The organism is Marinobacterium lutimaris, from assembly GCF_900108065.1.
Lineage (GTDB): Bacteria > Pseudomonadota > Gammaproteobacteria > Pseudomonadales > Balneatricaceae > Marinobacterium_D > Marinobacterium_D lutimaris.
In genome coordinates, this window is record NZ_FNVQ01000001.1 from 383,632 (window position 1) to 406,900 (window position 23,269).

At 52.6% G+C, this 23,269-nt stretch carries 16 protein-coding genes; 15 read left to right on the top strand and 1 reads right to left on the bottom strand.

Annotation, left to right across the window (positions count from 1 at the left end):
* The first annotated feature begins 67 nt into the window (after window positions 1-67).
* The 8 genes from C4S72_RS01810 (at window position 68) to C4S72_RS01850 (ending at window position 12,304) form a co-directional block, all read left to right on the top strand.
* Window positions 68-2,725 (top strand): type VI secretion system Vgr family protein, encoded by a 2,658-nt coding sequence (locus C4S72_RS01810; protein ID WP_104001364.1) that lies wholly within the window; start codon window positions 68-70, stop codon window positions 2,723-2,725.
* Window positions 2,722-3,624 (top strand): DUF4123 domain-containing protein, encoded by a 903-nt coding sequence (locus C4S72_RS01815; protein ID WP_104001365.1) that lies wholly within the window; start codon window positions 2,722-2,724, stop codon window positions 3,622-3,624. The genes C4S72_RS01810 and C4S72_RS01815 overlap by 4 nt, the downstream gene beginning before the upstream one ends.
* Window positions 3,617-6,280, top strand: a complete 2,664-nt coding sequence (locus tag C4S72_RS01820; RefSeq protein ID WP_104001366.1) for a T6SS effector BTH_I2691 family protein — start codon at window positions 3,617-3,619, stop codon at window positions 6,278-6,280. The genes C4S72_RS01815 and C4S72_RS01820 overlap by 8 nt, the downstream gene beginning before the upstream one ends.
* Window positions 6,280-7,281 carry a DUF6708 domain-containing protein gene (locus C4S72_RS01825; protein ID WP_235009017.1) on the top strand — a complete coding sequence of 334 codons (1,002 nt, stop codon included), beginning with the start codon at window positions 6,280-6,282 and terminating at the stop codon, window positions 7,279-7,281. Before C4S72_RS01820 ends, C4S72_RS01825 begins: the two co-directional genes overlap by 1 nt.
* A gap of 660 nt (window positions 7,282-7,941) precedes the next feature.
* Complete coding sequence (locus tag C4S72_RS01835; protein WP_104001368.1) at window positions 7,942-8,787, top strand: tetratricopeptide repeat protein; 846 nt, start codon at window positions 7,942-7,944, stop codon at window positions 8,785-8,787.
* Between the two features lie 329 nt (window positions 8,788-9,116).
* On the top strand, window positions 9,117-9,716 hold the full coding sequence (locus C4S72_RS01840) for a hypothetical protein (protein WP_104001369.1): 600 nt from the start codon (window positions 9,117-9,119) through the stop codon (window positions 9,714-9,716).
* A gap of 117 nt (window positions 9,717-9,833) precedes the next feature.
* Window positions 9,834-10,880 (top strand): DUF6708 domain-containing protein, encoded by a 1,047-nt coding sequence (locus C4S72_RS01845; protein WP_146071848.1) that lies wholly within the window; start codon window positions 9,834-9,836, stop codon window positions 10,878-10,880.
* A 179-nt stretch (window positions 10,881-11,059) separates the two neighbouring features.
* Entirely contained in the window at window positions 11,060-12,304 is a 1,245-nt protein-coding gene (locus tag C4S72_RS01850; RefSeq protein ID WP_235009098.1) for a sterol desaturase family protein, read from the top strand.
* A gap of 156 nt (window positions 12,305-12,460) precedes the next feature.
* Here C4S72_RS01850 and gltA read toward each other — a convergent pair whose 3' ends face one another.
* Window positions 12,461-13,741, bottom strand: a complete 1,281-nt coding sequence (gene gltA, locus C4S72_RS01855; protein WP_104001372.1) for a citrate synthase — start codon at window positions 13,739-13,741, stop codon at window positions 12,461-12,463.
* Window positions 13,742-14,174: 433 nt separating this feature from the next.
* On the opposite strand from gltA, the gene sdhC reads away from it, so the two are divergent.
* The 7 genes from sdhC to lpdA all read left to right on the top strand — a co-directional run bounded on the left by sdhC (window position 14,175) and on the right by lpdA (window position 23,258).
* Entirely contained in the window at window positions 14,175-14,552 is a 378-nt protein-coding gene (gene sdhC, locus C4S72_RS01860) for a succinate dehydrogenase, cytochrome b556 subunit (RefSeq protein WP_104001373.1), read from the top strand.
* Entirely contained in the window at window positions 14,546-14,893 is a 348-nt protein-coding gene (gene sdhD / locus C4S72_RS01865) for a succinate dehydrogenase, hydrophobic membrane anchor protein (protein ID WP_104001374.1), read from the top strand. Before sdhC ends, sdhD begins: the two co-directional genes overlap by 7 nt.
* Window positions 14,894-14,896: 3 nt before the next feature.
* The gene (gene sdhA, locus C4S72_RS01870) at window positions 14,897-16,669 is read left to right on the top strand and encodes a succinate dehydrogenase flavoprotein subunit (RefSeq protein ID WP_104001375.1); all 1,773 of its coding nucleotides are present in this window, start codon (window positions 14,897-14,899) and stop codon (window positions 16,667-16,669) included.
* Window positions 16,670-16,681: 12 nt separating this feature from the next.
* On the top strand, window positions 16,682-17,386 hold the full coding sequence (locus C4S72_RS01875) for a succinate dehydrogenase iron-sulfur subunit (RefSeq protein ID WP_104001376.1): 705 nt from the start codon (window positions 16,682-16,684) through the stop codon (window positions 17,384-17,386).
* 296 nt (window positions 17,387-17,682) lie between these two features.
* Entirely contained in the window at window positions 17,683-20,514 is a 2,832-nt protein-coding gene (locus C4S72_RS01880) for a 2-oxoglutarate dehydrogenase E1 component (protein WP_104001377.1), read from the top strand.
* A 47-nt stretch (window positions 20,515-20,561) separates the two neighbouring features.
* Window positions 20,562-21,779, top strand: a complete 1,218-nt coding sequence (odhB, locus tag C4S72_RS01885) for a 2-oxoglutarate dehydrogenase complex dihydrolipoyllysine-residue succinyltransferase (protein WP_104001378.1) — start codon at window positions 20,562-20,564, stop codon at window positions 21,777-21,779.
* A 39-nt stretch (window positions 21,780-21,818) separates the two neighbouring features.
* Complete coding sequence (gene lpdA / locus C4S72_RS01890) at window positions 21,819-23,258, top strand: dihydrolipoyl dehydrogenase (protein WP_104001379.1); 1,440 nt, start codon at window positions 21,819-21,821, stop codon at window positions 23,256-23,258.
* Window positions 23,259-23,269 lie beyond the last annotated feature (11 nt).

Consider the following 23,269-nt stretch of genomic DNA (forward strand, 5'->3'; position numbering starts at 1 on the left):
ACAAATAATCTAGCAACCAATTGATATTGGGAGCAAGAACCGGTCGGGATAAAAAGGGAATTTTCAAATGGCTGAGTCCATACTCGACAACATACTTGAAACTTTCAATACACCGCTGTCCCAGGCGCAGCGACTGGTAAAGCTGTCGCTCGGTTCAACCTCTGGCGCGGCTCTGATACCCCATCGGTTGGTGGGTGAGCAGCGCGTTAGCGAACCCTATCGCTACGTTGTGGACTGCTTCTCCCAGCAGGGGGATATCGAGCTCAAGACCCTGATGGCCCAACCGGCGAGCCTGTCTCTGCTGCAGGCCAGCGGCGGTTATCAGACCCTGCACGGCCTTGTCTCCGAGGCCTGCATGCTGGGCGAGGATGGCGGTGTCACCTACTACCAGCTCACCATCGTACCCTGGCTGGAGATGCTCAAGCTTGGCCGCGACAGTCGTCTGTTTCAGGACCGCTCCGTGGTGGACGTCCTTACCGAAGTGTTCAACGGCCACAAGCTGGCGCAGGGGCAATACCGTTTCGACCTGCGTCGTGACTACCCGGCCCGCAGCTACTGTGTGCAGTACCGCGAGAGCGACTTCAACTTCGTCAGCCGGCTGATGGAAGAGGAAGGTCTCTGGTACTACTTCGAGCATGCTGGTAACGACGAGACAGGTGCTGAAGAGAGTGGTAATGGTGAAGACAACGCCTTCAACGGCCATCGGCTGGTAATCACCGACGATGTGGATACCACCCAGCCGGTCTCACCGCAGGTGGTGCGTTTTCACCGTCAGGATGCTACCGAACAGGAGGATGCCCTGACCCAGTGGGGTGGCGTGCGTCAGCAGCAACCCACCCGCGTCAGTGTTGGCACCTTCGACTACAAGCAGCCCTCACTGAGCAAGCGCACCGGGCTCAGCGCCCTTAGCGACCAGGGCAACCTCAGCAACGAAGAGGTCTACGACTACGCCGGCGAGTATTACTACTACGGCTATGATCGCGGTGAACGTCTTACCGCTAATCGCCTTGAAGCACACGAGTCCCAAGCCAAGCGTTTTCGAGGTGCTGGCGGCACCCGTCAGATGCAGGTGGGGCGTTGGTTTGAACTCAGCCAGCATCCGCGGCATAGCCTGGGTGGTGAAGCGGAACGCCAGTTCCTGCTGCTGGGTGTCACCATCCATGCCGAGAATGCCCTGCCGGTCTCGGCCCAGCTCAATGCACTGCCCGGCAGTCTCAAGCCACAGATCGATGCGGCTAAACAGGCACAGGGGCTGACTGATAACAGCCACGCCGAGCTAAGCAGTGATTATCGCAGCGCCGGTACCGGCCATTGTCTGATCGAGATTGAGGCCCAGCGCCGCACACAGCCTTACCGCTCCCCGTTGCTGCACCATCGCCCCGTCATCGGCGGCCCCCAGACCGCCACCGTGGTGGGTCCCGAAGGGGAAGAGATCCACACCGATCATCTCAACCGCGTCCGAGTGCAGTTCCATTGGGACAGGTTAGGCCAACACAACGAACAGTCCGGTGTCTGGCTGCGTGTCGCCCAACCCAACGCCGGCCCCAACTGGGGCGGTGTGTTTGTGCCGCGTATCGGCCAGGAGGTGATCGTTGATTTTCTGGAAGGCGATGCCGACAGGCCTCTGATCACCGGCCGCGTCTATAACGGCGAACAGAACCCCGAATGGCACAGCCACGGTCTGCTCTCCGGCTTCAAAAGTAAAACCTATCGCGGCAGCAGCTACAACGAACTGGTCTTTGACGACGCTACCGATCAGGAGCGGGTGCGCCTTAACTCCGAGAACGAAAAGAGCCAGTTGAACCTGGGTTACCTGATCCATCAGCAGGGCAACTATCGCGGTGCGTTCCGTGGTACCGGTTTTGAACTGCGCACCGACGCCTACGGCGCTATTCGTGCCAACCAGGGCTTATACCTTTCCAGCTGGGGCCAGCTCGGCGCCAGTGGCGATCAACTCGATATGACCCCCGCGCGGGATCAGCTCGGCAGCGCCTGGAACCTCACCGACAGCCTCAGCCAGAGCGCGGCGGATCACAACGCCGAAGCGCTGGAAGCCAGAGCCAACCTGAAACAGGCCGGTGAGGATGCCGACAGCGACTACGGCACCAGTGAAGTAGCGGATAGCAGCCAGCAGGACAACGCCAGTGCCGCCAGCGACACAGGCGGTCGCGGCAAGGCCGCCAATATGAAAGCCCCCTGGCTGCATATGGCCTCCGCGGCGGGTATCACAATGAGCACGCCGCAATCCACCCATATGGCACAGGGTCACTCCCTGAGCGTCTCCACCGGCGATGACGTCAATATCGCAGCTGGCAGAAGCCTTGTCGCCGCCATCACCGAGAAACTCTCGCTGTTCGTCTACCGCGCAGGGATTAAGCTGTTTGCCGCAAGGGGTAAAGTCGAGGTTCAGGCGCAGAGCGATACCATGGAGCTCACGGCAGAGAAGGATATGAAAATCACCTCCACCGAAGGGCGAGTCGAGATCAATGCAGACAAGGGAATACTGCTCAGTAGCGGTGGCGGTTACATCCGTATAGAAGGCGGCAATATCGATATCCACTGCCCGGGGATGATCGATGTGAAGGGGGCCCAGCATGCGTTTAGTGGGCCACAAGAGATGTACGTCGGGAAACCTGAATTGCCCCAGGCCGATGAGCCGGTTTGTGTAAGTTGCTGGATGAAGGCGCTAAAAGAGCAAAGGGCGCTGGTTAAGGTGCAACTATGAGCCTAGAAAATATGAGTCTGAGTAACGAAGAACTGAAAACGCGGGTTTTCGAGTATATCCGAGTGCTTGAAGATAAAGACCGAGATTCCGTATCGGTATGTGCAGTCGTTGAAACAGGGTTGCTCGCTCAAAGAGAACGGGAAGCTCTTTGGGGAGGTTTTAAAGGTCATCCCTGGCTGCAACAGTCTCAGTTTGAAGCACTTAGACCATTAGGGCCTTGGCTGTTTCAAAGTGATATCGATACCTTGCTTTCCAAACTGTATCCGATGGCAGAGAGCGGCTTGCATGGACTGCTGCTCACTCATCAACCTGTGGCAGACGAGGCAAAAAAGCTGGGGCAGCTCTGCGTCGTTGAAGATGAAAATGGCGAAGCGCAGTTGTTGCGTTATTACGCTCCTCATGTGATGCCCGTTTTACATCGTCGATCGGACATGCGTTGGCACAGCCGACTGTTCGGCAGTTTGGGCCTTTGGTGGTTACCAGGGCTCGACGGGTGGCTGGAGTACGCCGGCCGCTGGAACAGCAAAGAACCGCCAGTGGATAGTGACTCAACCATAACCATGACACCTGAACTGATCCAGGCCATTGGTAGCGATCCGTTAACGCATCAGATACTTGCGGAACTTGAGCGCTCCTCACCCTCTCTATTTGAAGTCGCATGCCCTGGACTGCGTCTGGCTATTGTCGATAGCGCGGTGGATTCAGCACGAATGGCTGGCCTTGATGACATAAAGGATTTGAGTGTATTTGCCGCTTATTGTGTGGCTTATGGAATGGAAGTAGTTCGTGATCCAGGTTTTTCGAATGCCGTTGATTTGTCTGTGACAGGCCCCCGCTCGTTGGCGGAAAACTTGGAAATGATAGGCCCGCTAAGCATCAGGGAGAAGCGTCATGACTAGTGTTTTGGATCCCCTCAATATAGGGCAAAGCATAGGAAACCGATTATCAGCAATGCCTCAGCCCGGAGGGGATGGTGCTACGGTGGATTGTAAAAAATCGGTCAACATTCTACCGCTGCGATACAGTGCTGTTTATGCCGAAGATGAAGATGTAGTGGCGCTTAATAGTGTACCTGAATACAAGGGCGCGCCTGTTGCAGATATAAATCTTTCTAGAGGCAAGTATGCCGCCAGGTTCCTCCGGGAGGGTTACCTATACGTACTACTAAATCGCCTGGGGACCTACCGTTGGGAGCATTGCTACTACGTTTCTCCAGACGCATTGCTATCTCATATAAATCCATACGAACCAACCCGGAAAGGCGGCGGCTTATCTTACTTCACGATCAACGACGCAGAGGATGTGTCGGAAGGATATATGCTGTTTCTGCCGGACCCTCTAAGCGTCCGCATGCTGGATCGCATCAAGTCTAGCTCGCGGCTCAGGGAATCACTTCAGCAGTTCCCTATATCGGAGTTAGCCCAAAGTTGCGTGGGTGAAAGTGTAATTCCTTCCACCCTGCTGGATACCGAGGTGGCTGAATTCGTTGGTCATCAGGATGAGAGCGTTTGTGAGTTGTTGCAGAAACAAACGTTTCCTCCGCTGACCAATCCGTTCGACGAAGCGGCTCAGCCCGCAAATCTTAAAAATTACTGGTCTCGGTTTGACGGTATACATAGAGCGCTAGACGGAGTCCGAGGCTTTGCTGTTGTGCTGGCAGATGCCATCGGTATTACTCAAGAGTTGAACAATCATCGTAACGATGCCCTGGAGTCGCTACGCGACTGGATGGAAAAAGAGGACGAGAAAGGACTCACTAACGAACAGCGTTTCTACACGTCGGAATTAATACGGGATTTGCGCGAGAGCTACGTTAAAGGCCGGGTTAACGGCTTCGCACAACGAGACCTGACCAGGTTTAGATCGCAGGTCGGGCTGAAGTATATGCCACACGTCCGTGTTGTCGGAGAAGCGGAAATCGGTGGCCGCCGTGAGCCAACCGAGCGTGACGTTGAACTGGTCGAAGAATATGAAGAAAGGCAGGCCACGATACTGGAAGAGAGCACCCGACGTATTACCGCCGAGCGTACTACTGAGTTCCAACATGAGTACGACAGCACGTACGCTCCGCTACTGAACCAGAATGCGCGCCAGACCTTTGACGATAGCATGGCGGACGAATCCCGTCGTCAGGAGACGTTATTGGCTAACCGTGTGCAGGATCACCTCGCCTGGCTTCAGGGGGATCCGTTTCTCAATGCGTTGGATCTCTATGACTCCCGCGATCCTATTAGAGGTTGGGCCTACAGCATCCAGGCAGTTCAGGCCACGGTGGGGATGGAGGCTTCCGAAGAAGGTGCGGCATTAGTGAGCCAGTGGTGCCGGAATATTAAAATGAACGATCGGTCAAACCTGATCTGGGCGGTGTACTGTTTGAATCAATACGATATTCGGCGAGCTGGCCAGCAAGATATCGTTGCCTTTCGTGCTAAGGATACACTGGCTGCCAACAGCAATGATGACAGCTGGCTAGGACCGCACCCTGAGAGGATTATCCAAGGGTTCAAACATCTCATCGCTGCGTTTAATACGGCCAATGCGGCCCTCGAAGGGCCTCCCGACTGGTTCCGCTCCGGGAGGTTGGGGCTCACTATGGCCTGGTATACCCAAGTGATGAAAGGCTTCTTTGAAAAAGCCAGCATCGCGCCTCTGGATCGTGGCACGCTGAGGATATCCTTCGGTCTGATGCGTGCACAGCTCGCTCGTGATGCGGCGAAAATCGCTATAAATCGCCGTTGGTTTAACAAGGGGTCGGCCCGGGAACTCGCCAAGGCTAAACGTTATTTAGCCCGTGATATGGAGACTGCGTTGGGCGGGGCGGCCAGCGATTTTATGCAGTTTCGGTTAGGTGTAGTGGTGGCCATAATCGAAAGCTTCGTCCTTTACGAGGCCCTCTCGAAGCAAGACAAAGATTCGCGCGACTATATGCAAATGGCGGGTGCTTTTATCGTTGTGGCTGGCTCTATCGCAGATACGGCGGCCGCAGGGGCCAACATGGTTATGGTGATGGGTAAATACCGTGCGACCGATGTGGGAAGCGCTCTGAGGTTCCGGTTGGGAGGCTTCTCTTTTTGGGGAGGGATGTTGGGTTCGGTGGGGGCGTGCTTTGGGGCAATTGATGATGCTATAGAGGCAACAAAGCTTCTCAGACGAGGTGATAATACTCTATTAGCATCTGCGTACGGGCTTAGATTTTTTGCGAATGTCGGAATTGCGATATTAGGAACAGCTGTGACTTTGGCATCTTCGGTCGCGTTTTTATCCCGAATCGCAGATCAGGGAAAGAGCGTTCTTGCAAAACGGCTAGCCTCGCTGCTATTGCCGTTGGCTCGTACTTTGGCCTCAGCGGCAATCCGCGGAGTTGTTTTACTCGGCTTTGCCTTGGTCTCTTGGGCCGCAATCATCATCACGATCGGGCTCTGGATTTTTGGTGACGATGCGCTTGAGGAGTGGTGCAAACGCTGCGTATTCGCGCGTGAAGCTAAGCCAGATTATTACGATGACTACGCCGAAGAAGTTGGTGCGTTTCACCACGCTTTACAGGATGTGACCTGATGTATTTTGTTGAGTGGCTCATGCGCCGTACCTTGACGGCTAGCAAGAAAGATATCACTGGATTTGAAGGTGATATGAAACAGTTTGAAAAAACGACCCAAAAATATGGTAAGCAGTACCGACGTATGCAAGAGAGACAGGTCAGCGATTGTCCCTCTGACTCTCGATCAATCTATCATTTCAATGATACCTACATGGATGTGAGAACATTTTTTGATGAGTGGCGGGGAGGTATTTTACTGGGCTTGTTTCCCTTGATTTTTGGTCTTGTTTTTTTTCCAATTTTTATTCTTCCAGAGGTTACTGGTATATTATTTACAGGATTTGTTTCTCAAACGGACAGGCTTGCAGGTATTGACGATTACATCGGTGCTACTATTTTCTGGGTCATATGGTTTGCACTGATTGTTGTGTTTTTTTACTTGTTTTGGATATTTAGAATGGAATGTCTTGTCCAGCGCCACATAGTCGTCCGCTTCAATCGTAAAACCCGAAAAGTCTATATCAATCGTCCGAATTTTTCAGGCGGGAATAAAGTTTATAACTGGGATGATGTGGTCGCCTCTGTCGATCCTGATGACAAGGTGGTAACGAAAAAGCGCAAGCGTGAGATCCTGATGCTGTTCTTTTTCAAGCAGCGTACCGGGGAGGAATATCACGATGTGGTCTTTCTCGGAGCGCCACTGCGTAGCGATCATGAGCTCTATGCGCTCTGGGAGTATATCCGCCGCTATATGGAAGAAGGGCCAGAGAGTATCCCCAAACCCAAATGTATCCCCAGTTTCCCTTGGCCCTGGCGTTCGCTTTTGGCACCCTGGAGCTTTCTGGAGAATAAATGGGCGGAAGCCCCCTGGAGTCCAGGCATGATCGCGCTGGTACTCATTGCCTCCCCACTCATGCTGCTTCACGCGACGGCGCACTGGTGCTCCTTGATGCTCTGCTGGCCGGTGTACTGGCCAAGAAAGCTACGCCGGGAAAGCACAGCTTCTACTCAGCTATAAGCAGAGTTTCTTGTTCGGTGGTCTCGCCAAAGAAGATTTTCCGGTAATCGGCAATAGGGCTCTGCCCTCTATTTCCGGTCACCGGCTGTCAGTAGCGATGATGACAGCTCGCTGAGACCGCACCCTATTAGAAATAGGGCTCTGACCCCTATTTCACTCTCTGTCAAACCTCGTGCGAGTGGATTAGATGTTGCGGGCACAGGGTTAATCCGTCTGAACTGCCTGGAAAGGAAGTTCGCTGACGGAAAAAGCAGAATATTGACGCCTCATTTGAGTTCCAATTGCGGGCATATGGGGTCAGGTCTTGCCTTTTGCCGATTCACACAGATTTAGCAGGCAAAAAGCAAGACCTGACCCTATCACGCACAATAGGCCGGAAACGATAGTGGGGTGGTCCTATCAGAAGAGCCAAAGTAGTGAAACTCTAGTACCTGGCGCTAGTCGGCGCTCGCTCCCCGGCGCTGAACCTGATAGCTCTCCGGAATTCACCCTGAAAGACAACGCCTTCGAGACGGAATGGTCCGAGGTATACTCGAAAAGCAACTTGACCCAATTGCTCGACTTAACGATCAGGTTTAGATCTAGAGGTAATCAATCGTTTAGGAAGGATGTCTTGACTGTACAAATCAAAGATCGAAAAAACGAATTGGAAGCGGCCAAATGATACGTTTTATTTCTATGATCGTGTTGTGTCTATCGACCAGCGCACAGGGTGAAATCCTGTTTCAAGACCCTACTCGGAAGGCAATTGCTATAGCTTTCGAGCAGCTTTCAGAGAAAGAGGTCAAGGATATTTCACCTCCGAGTGTTAGTAAAAAGCAATATTTATTAGGACTTCTTTATCTGAACGGTGATAGCGAATTCAATGTTGAGCGGAACTGTCAAAAAGCTGTTGAACTATTAAAAAAATCGTGGAGCGCCGAAATTTCCGATGCTGGTCACGCTCTCGCTACTATGTATTATCATGGCGTTTGTGTCGAAAAAAACATCGAAAAAGCGAGAAAGCTAGCAAATAAAACGGCAAAGGATGGCTACATCCTTGCACAAAGAATGCTAGGTATGGCCTATGTGGGGAAGGACTGGAAAGAGCTTTATGAAAAAGATATGGATAAGGGAATTTATTGGTTGAGTAAAGCTGGTGAATCTGGCGATAGAGTTTCGGCAGGGCGGCTTTCTTACATGTATGACAAGGGAATTTACGTTTCTCAGGATAAAGAAAAGTCTTTTACTTGGTTAAAGAAAGGTATTTTTAACAGGTTTGAAGAAGGAAATATAGCAAGTTTTCCAGTGTTGGCTGAGAGTTATGAGGAAGGTGATGGCACCGAGATCGATTTGGTCAAAGCCTATAAATATTACGACTTAAGCGGTACTGCCGGTGTCAAAGGAAAGAAAAGAATCGCAACCAAAATGACCCAAGAGCAAATCGATGAGGCCCTGCGTCAGTCCCGTGAGTGGCAGGAAGAGCACAATATCCAAGTGGGTGGTGGTTGGATCCAGTTCAATTAAGGGCTGGAAACAGCACAACCTGCGCTCAGCAAACGCGGGGACGTTGCCCATCTTCCCCGTCAAGCATTGCGATCGCCAATACCTACCGCTCTACTTGCTAAGAGCGGCTCCCGAATAAATCCTGCCCACAATCCATCGAGTCGATAGCTCAGGATGCCGTTATCCCTGAGTCAGTAATGACTGAATGTGGCTAGCTGTTTAAAAGCCACTAGTTACAAACGCTTAGCGCCCGGGCCCCTGATTGTAAACAGGACTTTACCCCAATTTTCACTATTAAAAGTATTATCAATCTCTTATCGGGATTTAATGTTATTAGAAGGATCTTTTAAATGGTTTGTGATGTTGTTCCTGAGAATATAAATGTAGATAAAACTATTAATGAGAATAGACTTTTCACATATGATGAAAAATTAGATAACATTAACAAAGGTTTTAACTCTTTTGTTTTAGGATTCTTGATTGTTGTTTTGATTCCGTATTCGGTATCCTTAATTGATTGGCAATCAAATGAATATTTTTATGGTAATACGATTTGGGCTGTTGCTTTGATTGATATAATGACTGTAATTTCTATTATCTTTGTCATTACGGCTTGCTTTGGAATGTCAAGGCGCAGAAAGATTTTGACAATTATGGGGCGGTCAGAATTGGAAAATAAAAAAATAATAAATAAACTATCTGAAGATACGGGTTGGTTCCTTAATGACAGTAACGAAAAAGTTCATGTATTGTTATCGCCTCCTCCCTGGAGTGCAAAATTTTATGACTCTAAGGGTGAGGGTAAGGCTTTGGTTGTTATATATAATGGAAATAAGATAATGATATCTTTAATGGTATTTATAAAATCAAATCCTGGTGGTTCATGGGAGGCGGTGGACCTCCTTAATAAGCAAATTAAGCTCTATAATAAAATAGAGTCGTATTTGTAAAGAAGTATATTTCCCATTTTCTGTAATTTATATTTTTAGAGTAAATACAATAAATAATGTAGGAAATATGACTCTTCTCCTATATTTTGGGGCGTTATGAAGTATAAAGGGCTGAATATGGACTACGCGGGACTAGATTATCGTAACATTCGTTTTTCTGTCGATCGCTCTTTAACGAAAATAGAACGTAAAAACCAATACAGTCGAAATAGAAAAACAAATGCTAAACCTACGGATTTCTTATCGGTCATCGAAATCAATAGTAATTATATTGATCTAGTGGATCGGTGGTATTCTATTAAAGGGTTTAATACTTGGCTCGGTGCATGCGTGGTTCTTATCGGGTTTTCTTTCGCAACAATGATTGCGGTTGCACCTTTCATGACTCCCATCGCAGATGAACCGGGAGCTATGTGGTTCATGCTAATTTTCTTGCTCCCCGTTTCTTTGCTTCTTGCCTGGGGTGGGTGGTGGTTGATTCGAACAGAATGCGGTCGTTATACACACTATCCTATGCGCCTGAACCGTAAGACAGGGCAAGTACACTTCTTTCGTCAGAATGGCACGGTTCTTACCGTCCCTTGGGATTCTCTTTTCATCACGCTTGGCGAAGCAAAGAGCTCTCTAACCGGTACTACCTATGATCTTCGTGTCCATGTGTTAGACCTTGACGGGAAGACTGTGCGGGAGTCTTTTTCTTTAGGGTATCCTTCGATATTGGGTAACGCGGAATCGATCGATAGATTCTGGGCATTTATACAGCCGTACATGGAAGCACATGATGGTATTGAACGAACTTGGCAGCACCTCAAGCAAAAGACTGGTTACCTTTTACCTATTGAGGGTCGAAAGGAAGGCTGGCGTTGGAGCATCGTTCAAAACTATGCTTGGTCGGGATATTGGCCCTGGCTGCAGCTTATCGCCTCGCCGGTTTTGGGCTTGAACGCCATTGGGCGAATGATCGCCATGTGGTCTTGTAAGCAGCCTGAGTGGCCGGCAGAGGTGGAAAGAGAAAGTACGATCGACGTTGATGATTCATATGTACTGACCTGGCGTGACAATGGCCCGCTGGGGTGGTGGGAGCTATGGTACCCGCTGATCTGCACTGTGTTAGGGATAGGCACGGCAATCGGTATTATCGGCTGGATGTTCTATAGTATTTGACCTTAATACTGATCCTAGAATTCTCAGGGAAAAGTGATCGTAGCCGAGGATTTTTTGTCAGTCTCATTAGCGGCAGCTGAAGCACAACGTCCGAATCATGGCGGCTGGATCCAGTTTAATTAAGTAGTGCTGTACACTCGCATTGATCTTAGCGCGCAGACTGGTGTGCTCGATTGAGTGTGTCGCCAGATGAACGTCTTCTGGCGGCCGAAGACAGTTTTATTGATGGATCAGTAACAATTATGGATAGCGGTTACGAATACCGGCCCCGAGAGGTGGTGAAAGACGTTACTCAAGAGTTTCGGTTAGGGGAGGGGCGCATCAGTGCTTATCTCTCCGTCACCCTGGGTGTGCTCAGTGTGCTTTCTGTTCTGGCTTATCTTTACCCCTCATATCTCACTACCACCGATTTACGAAAAGCCTATGATGGCGAGCAACTTCAGCACGTCCTCAAGTACGGTATGTATGCGTCTCTGCTGTTCGGCATGCTGACGTTTGTCCTGAATCGGGCGGCTTATAAAAAGCTGGGGTTGATAGGTGTCGGGTTGACGCTCGTGGCGTTTGCCCTGGGCGGTTACAGCGTGCCGGTAGGGGATGTGGAACCCAGGGAGTTATCACTGGGTGTCGATTGGTTGGTACTGGCGTTTCTTGGATCGACGCTGATCTTTATGACGCTGGAGAAGCTGTTCCCCAAGTACAGCGACCAGCTGATTCTGCGGCCGGAGTGGTCAGTCGATCTCTTCTATTTCTGTTTTAATCATCTGGCGATTTCCGCCATCCTGATTTTTGCCAATTACCAGGCCAGTCACTTTGATTGGGCGCTAAGTCCTGCCGTGCAGGACGCCGTAAGAGCAACTCCGGTCTTATTGCAGGTGGTGTTAATCGTCCTGTGCGCGGATTTCGTGCTGTATTGGGAGCATCGGCTTTACCACGAGGTGCAGCTGTTATGGCCGATTCATGCTGTGCATCATTCGGTTGAGAATATCGATTGGCTGGCAGGCTCTCGGGGCCATTTTGTGCAGGTGTTCTCGGAACGTGCGCTGGTGATGGTGCCGCTTTATCTTCTTGGCGCGGATGAAGCCGCGTTGAACATATACGTGGTATTTGCCGCTTTGCAGGCGGTGTTGATCCACTGCAATGTGGCGATCCCTTTCGGCCCTATCAAGTATCTCCTGGTGACGCCGCAGTTTCATCACTGGCACCACAGCTCTGAGAAGCCTGCGCTCGATACCAACTACGGCGCTCATACGGTACTTTTTGACCGTCTGTTTGGCACCTACCATATGCCTAAGGATCTCTGGCCTGCGTTTTATGGCACGACGACACCCTTGCCGCGATCGGTGATCGGGCAGCTGCTCTATCCTGTTACTGCCAATCGGCAGCGTTGGGCGAGAAAACGGAGAAAGCGCAGCCAGACGGATTAGCTATCCGACCTCTTTGAGTCGCCGGGGGGCGCTCATACGGTGAGTGACTGTAGAATCTGAGGCTTTTATCTCCTGATACTGAAAACGATGGGATTTCAGTGTTCCAGAAATAAAACAGCCCGCACTTGGCGGGCTGTTTCAGTTGCGAAGTAAGACTTACTTCGTCGGGTAATCGCGCTGTTTCGGGCCGGTGTAAAGCTGACGCGGACGACCGATTTTGTTCGGGCTGGAATGGAATTCATTCCAGTGGGAGATCCAGCCGATGGTACGGGACAGGGCGAAGATCACGGTGAACATGTTGGTCGGAATGCCGATCGCCTTCAGGATGATGCCTGAGTAGAAGTCGACGTTCGGGTACAGCTTGCGCTTAACGAAGTATTCGTCTTCCAGAGCGATCTGTTCAAGACGCTTGGCGATCTTCAGCAGCGGGTCGTTTTCGACGCCGAGCTCGGACAGCACTTCCTCAGCGGTCTGTGCCATAACCTTGGCGCGGGGGTCAAAGTTACGATATACGCGGTGACCAAAGCCCATCAGACGGAACGGATCGTTCGGATCTTTAGCACGTTCGATGAACTCAGGGATGCGTGACTCGTCGCCGATTTCGTTCAGCATCACCAGTACGGCTTCGTTAGCACCGCCGTGAGCCGGTCCCCAGAGTGCTGCTATACCGGCAGCGATACAGGCGAACGGGTTGGCGCCTGAAGAGCCCGCCAGACGGACAGTAGAGGTTGAAGCGTTCTGCTCATGGTCAGCGTGGAGGATGAAGATCTTGTCCATCGCCTTGGCCAGAGTCGGGCTGACTTCGTATTCACCGCAGGGGGTGCTGAACATCATGTGCAGGAAGTTTTCGGCATAGCTCATCTCATTACGCGGGAAGATGAACGGCTGGCCGATGGAGTACTTGTAGCACATGGCTGCCAGCGTCGGCATCTTCGCGATCAGGCGGTATGCGCAGACTTCGCGGTGGTATGGATCATTGATATCCAGGGAGTCATGATAGAAGGCTGACAGGGCGCCGACCACGCCGCACATGATGGCCATGGGGTGAGCATCACGACGGAAGCCGTTGAAGAAGTGGCTCATCTGCTCGTGGATCATGGTGTGGTTGGTAACAGTGTTGACGAACTCTTCTTTCTCTTCGTCGGTCGGGAGCTCACCGTTCAGCAGCAGGTAGCAGACTTCAAGGTAGTCGGCGTTTTGCGCCAGCTGTTCAATGGGGTAACCACCGTGAAGCAGGATGCCTTTGCCACCGTCGATGTAGGTCAGTTTGGACTCACAGGCTGCCGTAGAGACGAAGCCGGGATCGTAGGTGAAAAGTCCCTGACCGGTCAGCGGGCGTACGTCGATAACGTCCGGGCCTTCTGTACCGCTATAAACGGGAAGCTCAATTGCATCTTCCAGACCATCGACTGTCAAACGTGCTTTTTTGTCAGCCATTCGAGGCTCCTATCATTCGGTTGTAATAGCTGCGACTTGTTGTCAGCCGCTTAAATTCAGGGTTTCAGGATCGTCTGAGGCCCCTGTAAAGAGTGCAACCACTATAAGGTTTGAAGCGTGATTGTCAATTTAGCCGAAGGGCTAATATGTTGCGTTGCATCATGAGGAAAATTTCAATTCCATTCATCGGCATAATGGCTTTAATAAGAGGTGGGGATCAGCCTTTTATAAGGTGTGGGTGGCATTGGACATAAGGCTAATGCGGCCTGGGCTGCATTGTGTTCAAAGGGGGAAGTGTCTATACTTCCGCACCTGAAATGCCTCATAAAAGCAAAATATATGAGCGCATTTCAGGCATCTCGAGGTACTACTCTCTGAGCACTTCCAAACAACCGAGTCCTGCAACAGGGCCGAAAGAGTGTGAACTAGAGCCGTGAACAAAAATAGACCTGTAAACTTAGATCTGCGAACAATCAAACAGCCACTACCGGCGATTACGTCCATCCTGCACCGTGTATCAGGTGTCGCGCTGTTCTTCGGCGCCATCTTCATGGTGTATGCGTTGAGCCTGTCGTTGGAATCTCCCCAGGGCTTTGCTGAAGCTCAGGAGATGCTCCAGGAATCCTTCCTGGCAAAACTCATTGCATGGGGTCTGGTATCAGCGCTCCTGTACCACTTCTTTGCGGGTATCAAGCACCTGATTATGGATGCTGGTTTCTGTGAAGAGCTGGAAAGCGGTCAGCGCGCAGCCAAGGTAACACTTGTTGTTGCCGTCGTAGCGATTCTTCTGGCAGGAGTATGGATATGGTAACCAGCATTACTAGCTTTGGCCGTAGCGGCCTGTATGACTGGATGATGCAGCGTGTTACTGCTGTCATTCTTCTTGCTTACACCGTATTCATGATCGGCTACCTGCTGTTCAACCCGGATATGGATTACAACCAGTGGAGAGGCCTGTTCGACGCAACAGGTATGCGTATCTTTACGCTGCTGGCACTGCTTTCCATGGTTGCACATGCCTGGATCGGTATGTGGTCTGTTTCTACCGACTACATCAAACCGACCGGCGCCCGTTTCGTATTCCAGTCCGTTTGTGGCCTGCTCGCGTTTATTTACGTTGTGTGGGGCATCCAGATTCTTTGGGGTATCTAAGACATGTCTAAACTGCGTACGCTCTCTTTCGACGCGATTGTTGTCGGCGGTGGTGGTGCAGGCATGCGCGCTGCGCTCCAGCTGGCACAGTCCGGCTTGAACACTGCCTGTGTGACCAAAGTTTTCCCAACTCGTTCCCACACTGTATCTGCCCAGGGTGGTATTACCTGTGCTATCGCAAGTGCTGATCCGAACGATGATTGGCGTTGGCACATGTACGATACCGTCAAAGGGTCTGACTACATCGGTGACCAGGACGCTATCGAGTACATGTGCTCTGTGGGTCCTCAGGCGGTATTTGAACTGGACCACATGGGTCTGCCGTTCTCCCGTACTGAAGTAGGCCGCATCTATCAGCGTCCGTTCGGCGGTCAGTCGAAGAACTTTGGTGAGGGTGGTCAGGCTGCCCGTACCTGTGCTGCTGCCGACCGTACCGGTCACGCACTGCTGCACACCCTGTATCAGGCCAACATGAAGGCCGGTACTACCTTCCTGAATGAATGGTATGCGGTCGATCTGGTCAAGAATGCTGACGGTGCTGTCGTTGGTTGTATCGCGATCTGCATCGAGACCGGCGAAACCGTTTATATCAAGGCGAAGGCTACCGTGCTGGCTACCGGCGGTGCGGGTCGTATCTATGCTTCCACTACCAATGCCCTGATCAACACCGGTGACGGTGTCGGCATGGCGCTGCGTGCCGGTGTTCCGGCGCAGGATATGGAAATGTGGCAGTTCCACCCGACCGGTATTGCCGGTGCCGGTGTCCTCGTAACCGAGGGCTGCCGTGGTGAGGGTGGCTACCTGATCAACAAGGATGGCGAGCGTTTCATGGAGCGTTACGCTCCGAACGCGAAAGACCTTGCTGGTCGTGACGTTGTTGCGCGCTCCATGATCCTCGAGATTCTCGAAGGTCGTGGCTGTGGTGAAAATGGCGACCACGTTTACCTGAAGCTTGATCACCTGGGTGAAGAAGTTCTGCACTCCCGCCTGCCGGGTATCTGCGAACTGTCTCAGACCTTCGCTGCTGCGGATCCGGTTAAAGAGCCGATTCCGGTTGTACCGACCTGCCACTACATGATGGGTGGTCTGGCGACCAACATCGGCGGCCAGGTGCTTGCACCGAACGATGGCGGTGAAGACACCGTTGTTCAGGGTCTGTTTGCTTGTGGTGAGGTTGCCTGCGTATCCGTACACGGTGCTAACCGTCTGGGCGGTAACTCACTGCTTGACCTGGTTGTATTCGGTCGTGCGGCGGGTCTGCAGATTGAGCAGCAGATGCGTGAAGGCTATGAAGTGGCTTCCGCTACCGATGCTGATATCGAAGCGGCCATGGGTCGTCTGAATCGTCTGAACGGCTCTACCGGCGGTGAAAGTATCGCTGATGTGCGTAAGGATCTGCAGAACACCATGCAGCTGTACTTCGGTGTATTCCGTGACGGCGAGAGCATGCAGAAAGGTCTTGGTCTGCTGAAAGAGCTCCGCGAACGCGTTGCCAACGTACATCTTGAAGACAAGAGCAATGCCTTCAATACCTCGCGTATCGAAGCGCTTGAGCTTGAGAACCTGATGGAAGTGGCAGAGGCAACGGCTATTGCTGCGGAAGTGCGTAAAGAGTCACGTGGCGCTCACGCCCGTAACGACTTTACCGAACGTGATGACGAGAACTGGCTGTGCCACTCCGTCTTCTACCCGCAGGACAAGCACATCGGCAAACGTGCGGTTAACTTCGCACCGAAGACGATGGATCCGTTCCCGCCGAAAGTACGAACTTATTAAGGGGCTGATACGATGCTGGTAAGTGTATATCGCTATAACCCTGAGGTTGATGACGCGCCGTACATGCAGGATATCCATATCGATATCCCGGGCGGCAAAGACATCATGGTGCTGGATCTGCTCCAGCTGCTGAAAGAGAAAGACGCTACGCTGGCGTACCGTCGCTCATGCCGTGAAGGGGTTTGTGGCTCCGACGGTATGAACATGAACGGCAAGAACGGCCTGGCTTGCATCACTCCGCTGTCTGCGGTTGTTGAAGCTGACAAGCTGGTGCTGCGTCCGTTGCCGGGTCTGCCGGTCATCCGTGACCTGGTTGTCGACATGGCTCAGTTCTACAAGCAGTACGAGAAGATCAAGCCGTTCCTGATCAACGATACTCCGGCGCCGGCTATCGAGCGTCTGCAGTCTCCGGAAGAGCGTGCTGAGCTGGACGGTCTGTACGAGTGTATTCTCTGTGCATGCTGCTCTACTGCCTGCCCGTCGTTCTGGTGGAACCCGGATAAGTTTGTTGGGCCGTCTGGTCTGCTGCAGGCTTACCGCTTCCTGGCAGATAGCCGTGACACCGCGACTCGTGAGCGTCTGGCTGATCTGGATGATCCGTTCAGCGTATTCCGCTGCCACGGCATCATGAACTGCGTCAGCGTATGTCCGAAAGGTCTGAACCCGACCAAAGCGATCGGTAAGATCCGTACCATGCTGATTCAGCAGGCGACCTGATTGGTTGTTGATTGAACAGAAAGCGGCACCTGGTGCCGCTTTTTTCGTTTCTGGCAGGACGCAATGCGTCTTTTGTGGAAGGAAAAACAGAATTCGAGGGAACTTTAGTAGTATCCATCCCCGCTAGCTGTGTTAAGGCTCAATGAAAAGTCGTAAAATATTCCCCGCAATTTCGCGTGACCCGTTAGATTGCAGCTGAATAACAAATCGGTAATCAGCAGGGGATAGGTATTGATGAGCAGGACATGGTGCACCCTGATCGCGGCCTACGCCCCCAAAGCCAGGGTGATATCATAATGCAAGATGGCATAATGGAGCTGATGTGGAAGAATGCTCACCTGTACGGTGGCAACCTTTCTTACGTCGAGCAACTGTACGAAACCTACCTGATGGACCCGAACGCTGTTCCACAAGAATGGCGTGAAGAGTTCGACCAGCTTCCTAAAGTTGGTGACAGCATCTCCCAGGATGTTCCCCATTCTCCAATCCGGGAGCATTTCCTTTATCTTTCCAAGAATCAGAAACGTGCTCAGCCCGGTGTGGTGAGTAGCGTAAGCTCAGAGCATGAGAAGAAGCAGGTTCGTGTGCTGCGTATGATTAACGCCTATCGTGTGCGTGGTCATCAGGTGGCGCAGATCGATCCGCTGGGTCTTCTTGAGCGTGAGCAGGTGCCCGATCTGGAGCCGCGTTTCCATGAGTTGTCTGAAGCGGATTACGACACCGTATTCCAGCTTGGCTCTCTGTTCTTCGGTAAGGAAGAGGCGCCGCTGAAAGAGATCCTGGCCGATCTTAAGAAAACTTACTGCACCACCGTCGGCGCTGAGTACATGCACATCGTCGATACCCAGGAAAAGCGCTGGATTCAGTCGCGCCTGGAGCCCGTGCGTTCACATCCTGAAGTAGAACAGGATATGAAGATGATGGTGCTTGAGCGCCTGACGGCGGCAGAGGGTCTCGAGAAGTACCTCGGTTCCCGTTACGCCGGTGCCAAGCGCTTCGGTCTTGAAGGTGGCGAGTCTCTGATTGTCTCTCTGAACACGCTGGTGCGTCGCGCCGGTAAACAGGGTGCCAAAGAGATCGTTATCGGCATGGCCCACCGTGGCCGCCTGAACACCCTGGTCAATATCTTCGGTAAGAACCCCACTGACCTGTTCGGTGAGTTTGAAGGTAAGAAGCTGGTAGAGAGTTCTGGTGACGTTAAGTACCACCAGGGTTTCTCTTCCAACGTGATGACCGATGGCGGCGAAGTTCACCTGGCGATGGCGTTTAACCCGTCTCACCTTGAGATCGCAGCTCCGGTTGTTGTCGGTTCCGTGCGTGCGCGTCAGGATCGTCGTAATGATGATGATGGCGATACCGTGGTACCGGTTAACATCCATGGTGATGCTGCTTTCGCAGGTCAGGGTGTGGTCATGGAGACATTCCAGATGTCTCAGACCCGTGCCTACAAAACCGGCGGTACCATCCACATCGTGATCAATAACCAGGTCGGCTTCACCACTTCTCGCAAAGAAGATGCACGCTCGACTGAGTACTGCACCGACGTTGCGAAAATGGTTCAGGCGCCGATTTTCCACGTTAACGGCGACGATCCCGAAGCGGTTCGTTTCGTGACTCAGCTGGCGGTCGATTACCGTCATGAGTTCAAGAAAGACGTGGTTATCGATCTGGTCTGCTACCGTCGTCGCGGCCACAACGAAGCTGACGAGCCGTCCGGCACCCAGCCTCTGATGTACGCCAAGATCAAAAACCAGAAATCCACCCGTGCTCTGTATGCTGAGCAGCTGATTGCGCAAAACGTGATCTCTGAAGAGCAGAGCAAAGAGATGGAGAAAGAGTACCGCAGCCAGCTCGAGAACGGCGAGCACGTGGCACGCGCTCTGGTTAAAGAGCCGAACACCGAGTTGTTCGTTGACTGGCGCCCCTACCTGGGTCACCAGTGGAGCTTCGACTGCGATACCCGCGTTGATATCAAGTTGCTGCAGGAGCTGGCGAACAATATCGCCGAGTACCCTGAAGGCTTCGCGATTCAGCGTCAGGTTCAGAAGATCTACGAAGACCGTAAAAAGATGGCTCATGGTGCCATGGAAGCCAACTGGGGCTTCGCTGAAACCTTGGCCTACGCGACTGTGCTGGCTGAAGGTCATCCGGTGCGTCTGACGGGGCAGGACGTAGGTCGTGGTACCTTCTCCCACCGTCATGCGGTGCTGCACGACCAGAAAAATGCCAGCAGCTACGTGCCGCTGCAGAACATCGCGTCTGAACAGCCTGAGTTCGATATTTACGACTCTCTGCTGTCTGAAGAAGCGGTGCTTGGCTTTGAATACGGTTATGCCACCACCACGCCTAACGCGCTGGTTATCTGGGAAGCTCAGTTTGGTGACTTCGCCAACGGTGCTCAGGTGGTTATCGACCAGTTCATCACCTCTGGTGAGCAGAAGTGGCAGCGTCTCTGTGGTCTGACCATGCTGTTGCCGCACGGTTTCGAAGGTCAGGGGCCGGAGCACTCTTCAGCACGTCTGGAGCGTTTCCTGCAGCTGTCCGCCGAGCACAACATTCAGGTCTGCGTACCGACAACGCCGGCTCAGATCTTCCATCTGCTGCGCCGCCAGGTTGTGCGCCCGCTGCGTAAGCCGTTGATCGTGATGTCTCCGAAGTCACTGCTGCGTCACAAGCAGGCGGTTTCGTCACTGGAAGAGTTGGCTGACGGTTCATTCCAGCCGGTAATCCCGGAAGTGGATGCGCTTGATCCGAAGAAAGTAAAACGCCTCGTTATGTGTAGCGGTAAGGTTTACTACGATCTGTATAACCGTCGCACCGAACTGGCAAAAGATGATGTTGCTATCGTGCGTATCGAACAGCTGTATCCTTTCCCGGAAGAGATCCTGCTGGAAACGATCGCCGAGTACACCAACCTGGAAACAGTGGTCTGGTGTCAGGAAGAGCCGATGAACCAGGGCGCCTGGTACTGCAGTCAGCACCATATGCGCAACGTGATGCACAAGCATAACCCCAAACTTTATCTCGAAGGGGTTGGTCGTCCGCACGCTGCAGCACCGGCTGTGGGTTACATCTCGGTTCACCTTGAGCAGCAGGAACAGCTGGTCAACGAAGCAATCAACGGTTAATGACAGTTCGTTAGCATAGAAACGAGCACCATATTAAAGGAAACAGCATGTCCATCGATATCAAAGCACCGACATTCCCGGAGTCCGTAGCGGACGGTACTGTTGCAACCTGGCACAAGCAGCCTGGTGAGGCTTGCTCAGCTGACGACCTCATCGTCGATATCGAGACCGACAAGGTCGTTCTTGAAGTGGTTGCGCCGGCTGACGGCGTGATCAAAGAGATCGTTAAAAACGAAGGCGATACCGTCCTGAGCGACGAAGTTATCGCTATCTTCGAAGAAGGTGCTGCGGGCGCCTCAGCACCGGCTAAAGAAGCTGCAGCTCCGGCCGCGGCTGAAACGACCACTGAAGCTGCCGGCGAAACCGGCGACGGCGACAAGGTCGGTCCTGCAGCCCGTAAACTGATCGACGAAAACAACCTGGACGCAAGCCAGATCCCGGCGACCGGCAAAGGCGGCGGCATCACCAAGGAAGACGTCCAGAACTACCTGAAGAACAAGCCGGCGGCTCCTGCTGCGAAGCCTGCAGCAGCGGCTGCTCCGGTGAATGTTCCGGTTGGCGAGCGCACCGAGAAGCGCGTTCCGATGACTCGTCTGCGTGCCACCATCGCCAAGCGTCTGGTTGAAGCACAGCAGAATGCTGCCATGCTGACTACTTACAACGAAGTCAACATGAAGCCGGTCATGGAACTGCGTAAGCAGTACAAAGACCTGTTCGAGAAGACCCACAACGGTACTCGCCTGGGCTTCATGTCCTTCTTCGTGAAGGCGGCTACCGAAGCGCTGAAACGCTTCCCGGCCGTTAACGCCTCTATCGATGGCAACGACATGGTTTACCATGGTTACCAGGATATCGGCGTTGCTGTATCTACCGAACGTGGCCTGATGGTTCCGGTTCTGCGTGATACCGACAGCATGAGCCTGGCAGATGTCGAATCGACTATCGCTGACTTCGGTAAGCGTGGCCGTGACGGTAAGCTGGGCATGGACGACATGCAGGGCGGTACCTTCACTATCACCAACGGTGGTGTGTTCGGTTCCCTGATGTCTACTCCGATCCTGAACCCGCCGCAGACTGCAATCCTGGGTATGCACAAAATCCAGGAACGCCCGATGGCTGTTAACGGCGAAGTTGTGATCCTGCCGATGATGTATCTGGCGCTGTCATACGATCACCGTATGATCGACGGTAAGGAAGCAGTACAGTTCCTGGTTACCATCAAGGATCTTCTGGAAGATCCTGCCCGTATGCTGCTGGATATCTAATCGAGCCCACCATCGAACGAGAGAGAACAGGATTAAGTAATGGCAGATAAATTTGATGTAATTGTTGTTGGCGCCGGTCCCGGCGGATATGTGGCTGCGATTCGTGCAGCGCAGCTGGGCCTGAAAACTGCCTGTGTCGAGAAGTGGGTTGATGACAAGGGTACCGCTGTACTGGGCGGCACCTGCTTGAACGTCGGCTGTATCCCGTCCAAGGCGCTGCTCGAAACCACTCACAAGCTGCACGAAGCTCAGCATGGCTTTGCTGCTCAGGGTATCGTTGCGGACAACGTCCAGATCGACACCAAGAAAATGGTTGAGCGCAAGGACCAGATCGTTAAGAACCTGACTGGCGGTATCGCTGGCCTGTTCAAGGCGAACGGCGTGACCCTGCTGCAGGGTACCGGCAAACTGCTGGCTGGCAAAAAAGTAGAAGTGACCGACAAAGACGGTAACGTTTCTACTCATGATGCTGAAAACGTCGTCCTGGCTTCTGGCTCCGTTCCGGTTGAGATCCCGCCGGCACCGCTGACCGAAGGTCTGATTCTGGATAACGCCGGTGCACTGGATATCGACGAAGCGCCGAAGCGCCTTGGTATCATCGGTGCGGGTGTTATCGGTCTGGAAATGGGCTCTATCTGGGCTCGTTGCGGCTCTGAAGTTACCGTACTTGAAGCGATGGACGACTTCCTGTCCCTGGCTGATATCGACGTTTCCAAAGAAGCCAAGAAACTGCTGACCAAGCAGGGTCTGGACATCAAACTGGGTGCGCGCTGCACCGGCACTGAAATCGTCGATGGTAAAGAGGTGAAAGTTAAGTACACCGATTCCAACGGCGACCAGGAGCTGGTAGTCGACAAGCTGATCGTTGCGGTTGGCCGTCGTCCGCAGACTCAGGGACTCCTTTCTGAAGATTCCGGCGTTAAGCTGGATGAGCGTGGCTTCATCTTCGTTGATGAAAGCTGCCGCACTGACGCACCGGGCGTCTACGCGATCGGTGATTCCGTTCGTGGCCCGATGCTCGCACACAAGGCCTCGGAAGAGGGCATCATGGTAGTAGACATCATTGCCGGCCATAAAGCCGCAATGAATTATGACTGCATACCGAACATCATCTACACCTTCCCGGAGCTGGCCTGGGTCGGTAAGACTGAGCAGGAGCTCAAGTCTGAGGGTGTGAAATATAAAGTCGGCAAATTCCCGTTTGCGGCATCAGGTCGTGCGATGGCAGCCAATGCCACCGAAGGCTTTGTCAAAATGATCGCTGACGAAGCGACTGACCGCATTCTGGGTGTTCATATTGTTGGCGGCATCGCCTCTGAGCTGATCGCTCAGGGTGTAATCGCGATGGAGTTCTCCTCCAGTGCGGAAGACCTGCAGCTGACCATCTTCGCTCACCCGACCGTGAGTGAAGCGGTTCACGAAGCTGCACTGGCTGTGGATGGTCACGCTATCCACGTCGCCAACCGTAAGAAGCGTTAAATCCTGAGGGT

Bases quoted from the DNA above. Each gene is read 5' to 3' on its own strand.
- C4S72_RS01875 (WP_104001376.1), top strand. From the start codon at position 16,682: ATGCTGGTAAGTGTATATCGCTATAACCCTGAGGTTGATGACGCGCCG.
- sdhA (WP_104001375.1), top strand. From the start codon at position 14,897: ATGTCTAAACTGCGTACGCTCTCTTTCGACGCGATTGTTGTCGGCGGT.
- C4S72_RS01815 (WP_104001365.1), top strand. From the start codon at position 2,722: ATGAGCCTAGAAAATATGAGTCTGAGTAACGAAGAACTGAAAACGCGG.
- sdhD (WP_104001374.1), top strand. From the start codon at position 14,546: ATGGTAACCAGCATTACTAGCTTTGGCCGTAGCGGCCTGTATGACTGG.
- C4S72_RS01825 (WP_235009017.1), top strand. From the start codon at position 6,280: ATGTATTTTGTTGAGTGGCTCATGCGCCGTACCTTGACGGCTAGCAAG.
- C4S72_RS01840 (WP_104001369.1), top strand. From the start codon at position 9,117: ATGGTTTGTGATGTTGTTCCTGAGAATATAAATGTAGATAAAACTATT.
- lpdA (WP_104001379.1), top strand. From the start codon at position 21,819: ATGGCAGATAAATTTGATGTAATTGTTGTTGGCGCCGGTCCCGGCGGA.
- odhB (WP_104001378.1), top strand. From the start codon at position 20,562: ATGTCCATCGATATCAAAGCACCGACATTCCCGGAGTCCGTAGCGGAC.
- C4S72_RS01880 (WP_104001377.1), top strand. From the start codon at position 17,683: ATGCAAGATGGCATAATGGAGCTGATGTGGAAGAATGCTCACCTGTAC.
- C4S72_RS01810 (WP_104001364.1), top strand. From the start codon at position 68: ATGGCTGAGTCCATACTCGACAACATACTTGAAACTTTCAATACACCG.
- C4S72_RS01845 (WP_146071848.1), top strand. From the start codon at position 9,834: ATGGACTACGCGGGACTAGATTATCGTAACATTCGTTTTTCTGTCGAT.
- C4S72_RS01820 (WP_104001366.1), top strand. From the start codon at position 3,617: ATGACTAGTGTTTTGGATCCCCTCAATATAGGGCAAAGCATAGGAAAC.
- gltA (WP_104001372.1), bottom strand. From the start codon at position 13,741: ATGGCTGACAAAAAAGCACGTTTGACAGTCGATGGTCTGGAAGATGCA.
- C4S72_RS01835 (WP_104001368.1), top strand. From the start codon at position 7,942: ATGATACGTTTTATTTCTATGATCGTGTTGTGTCTATCGACCAGCGCA.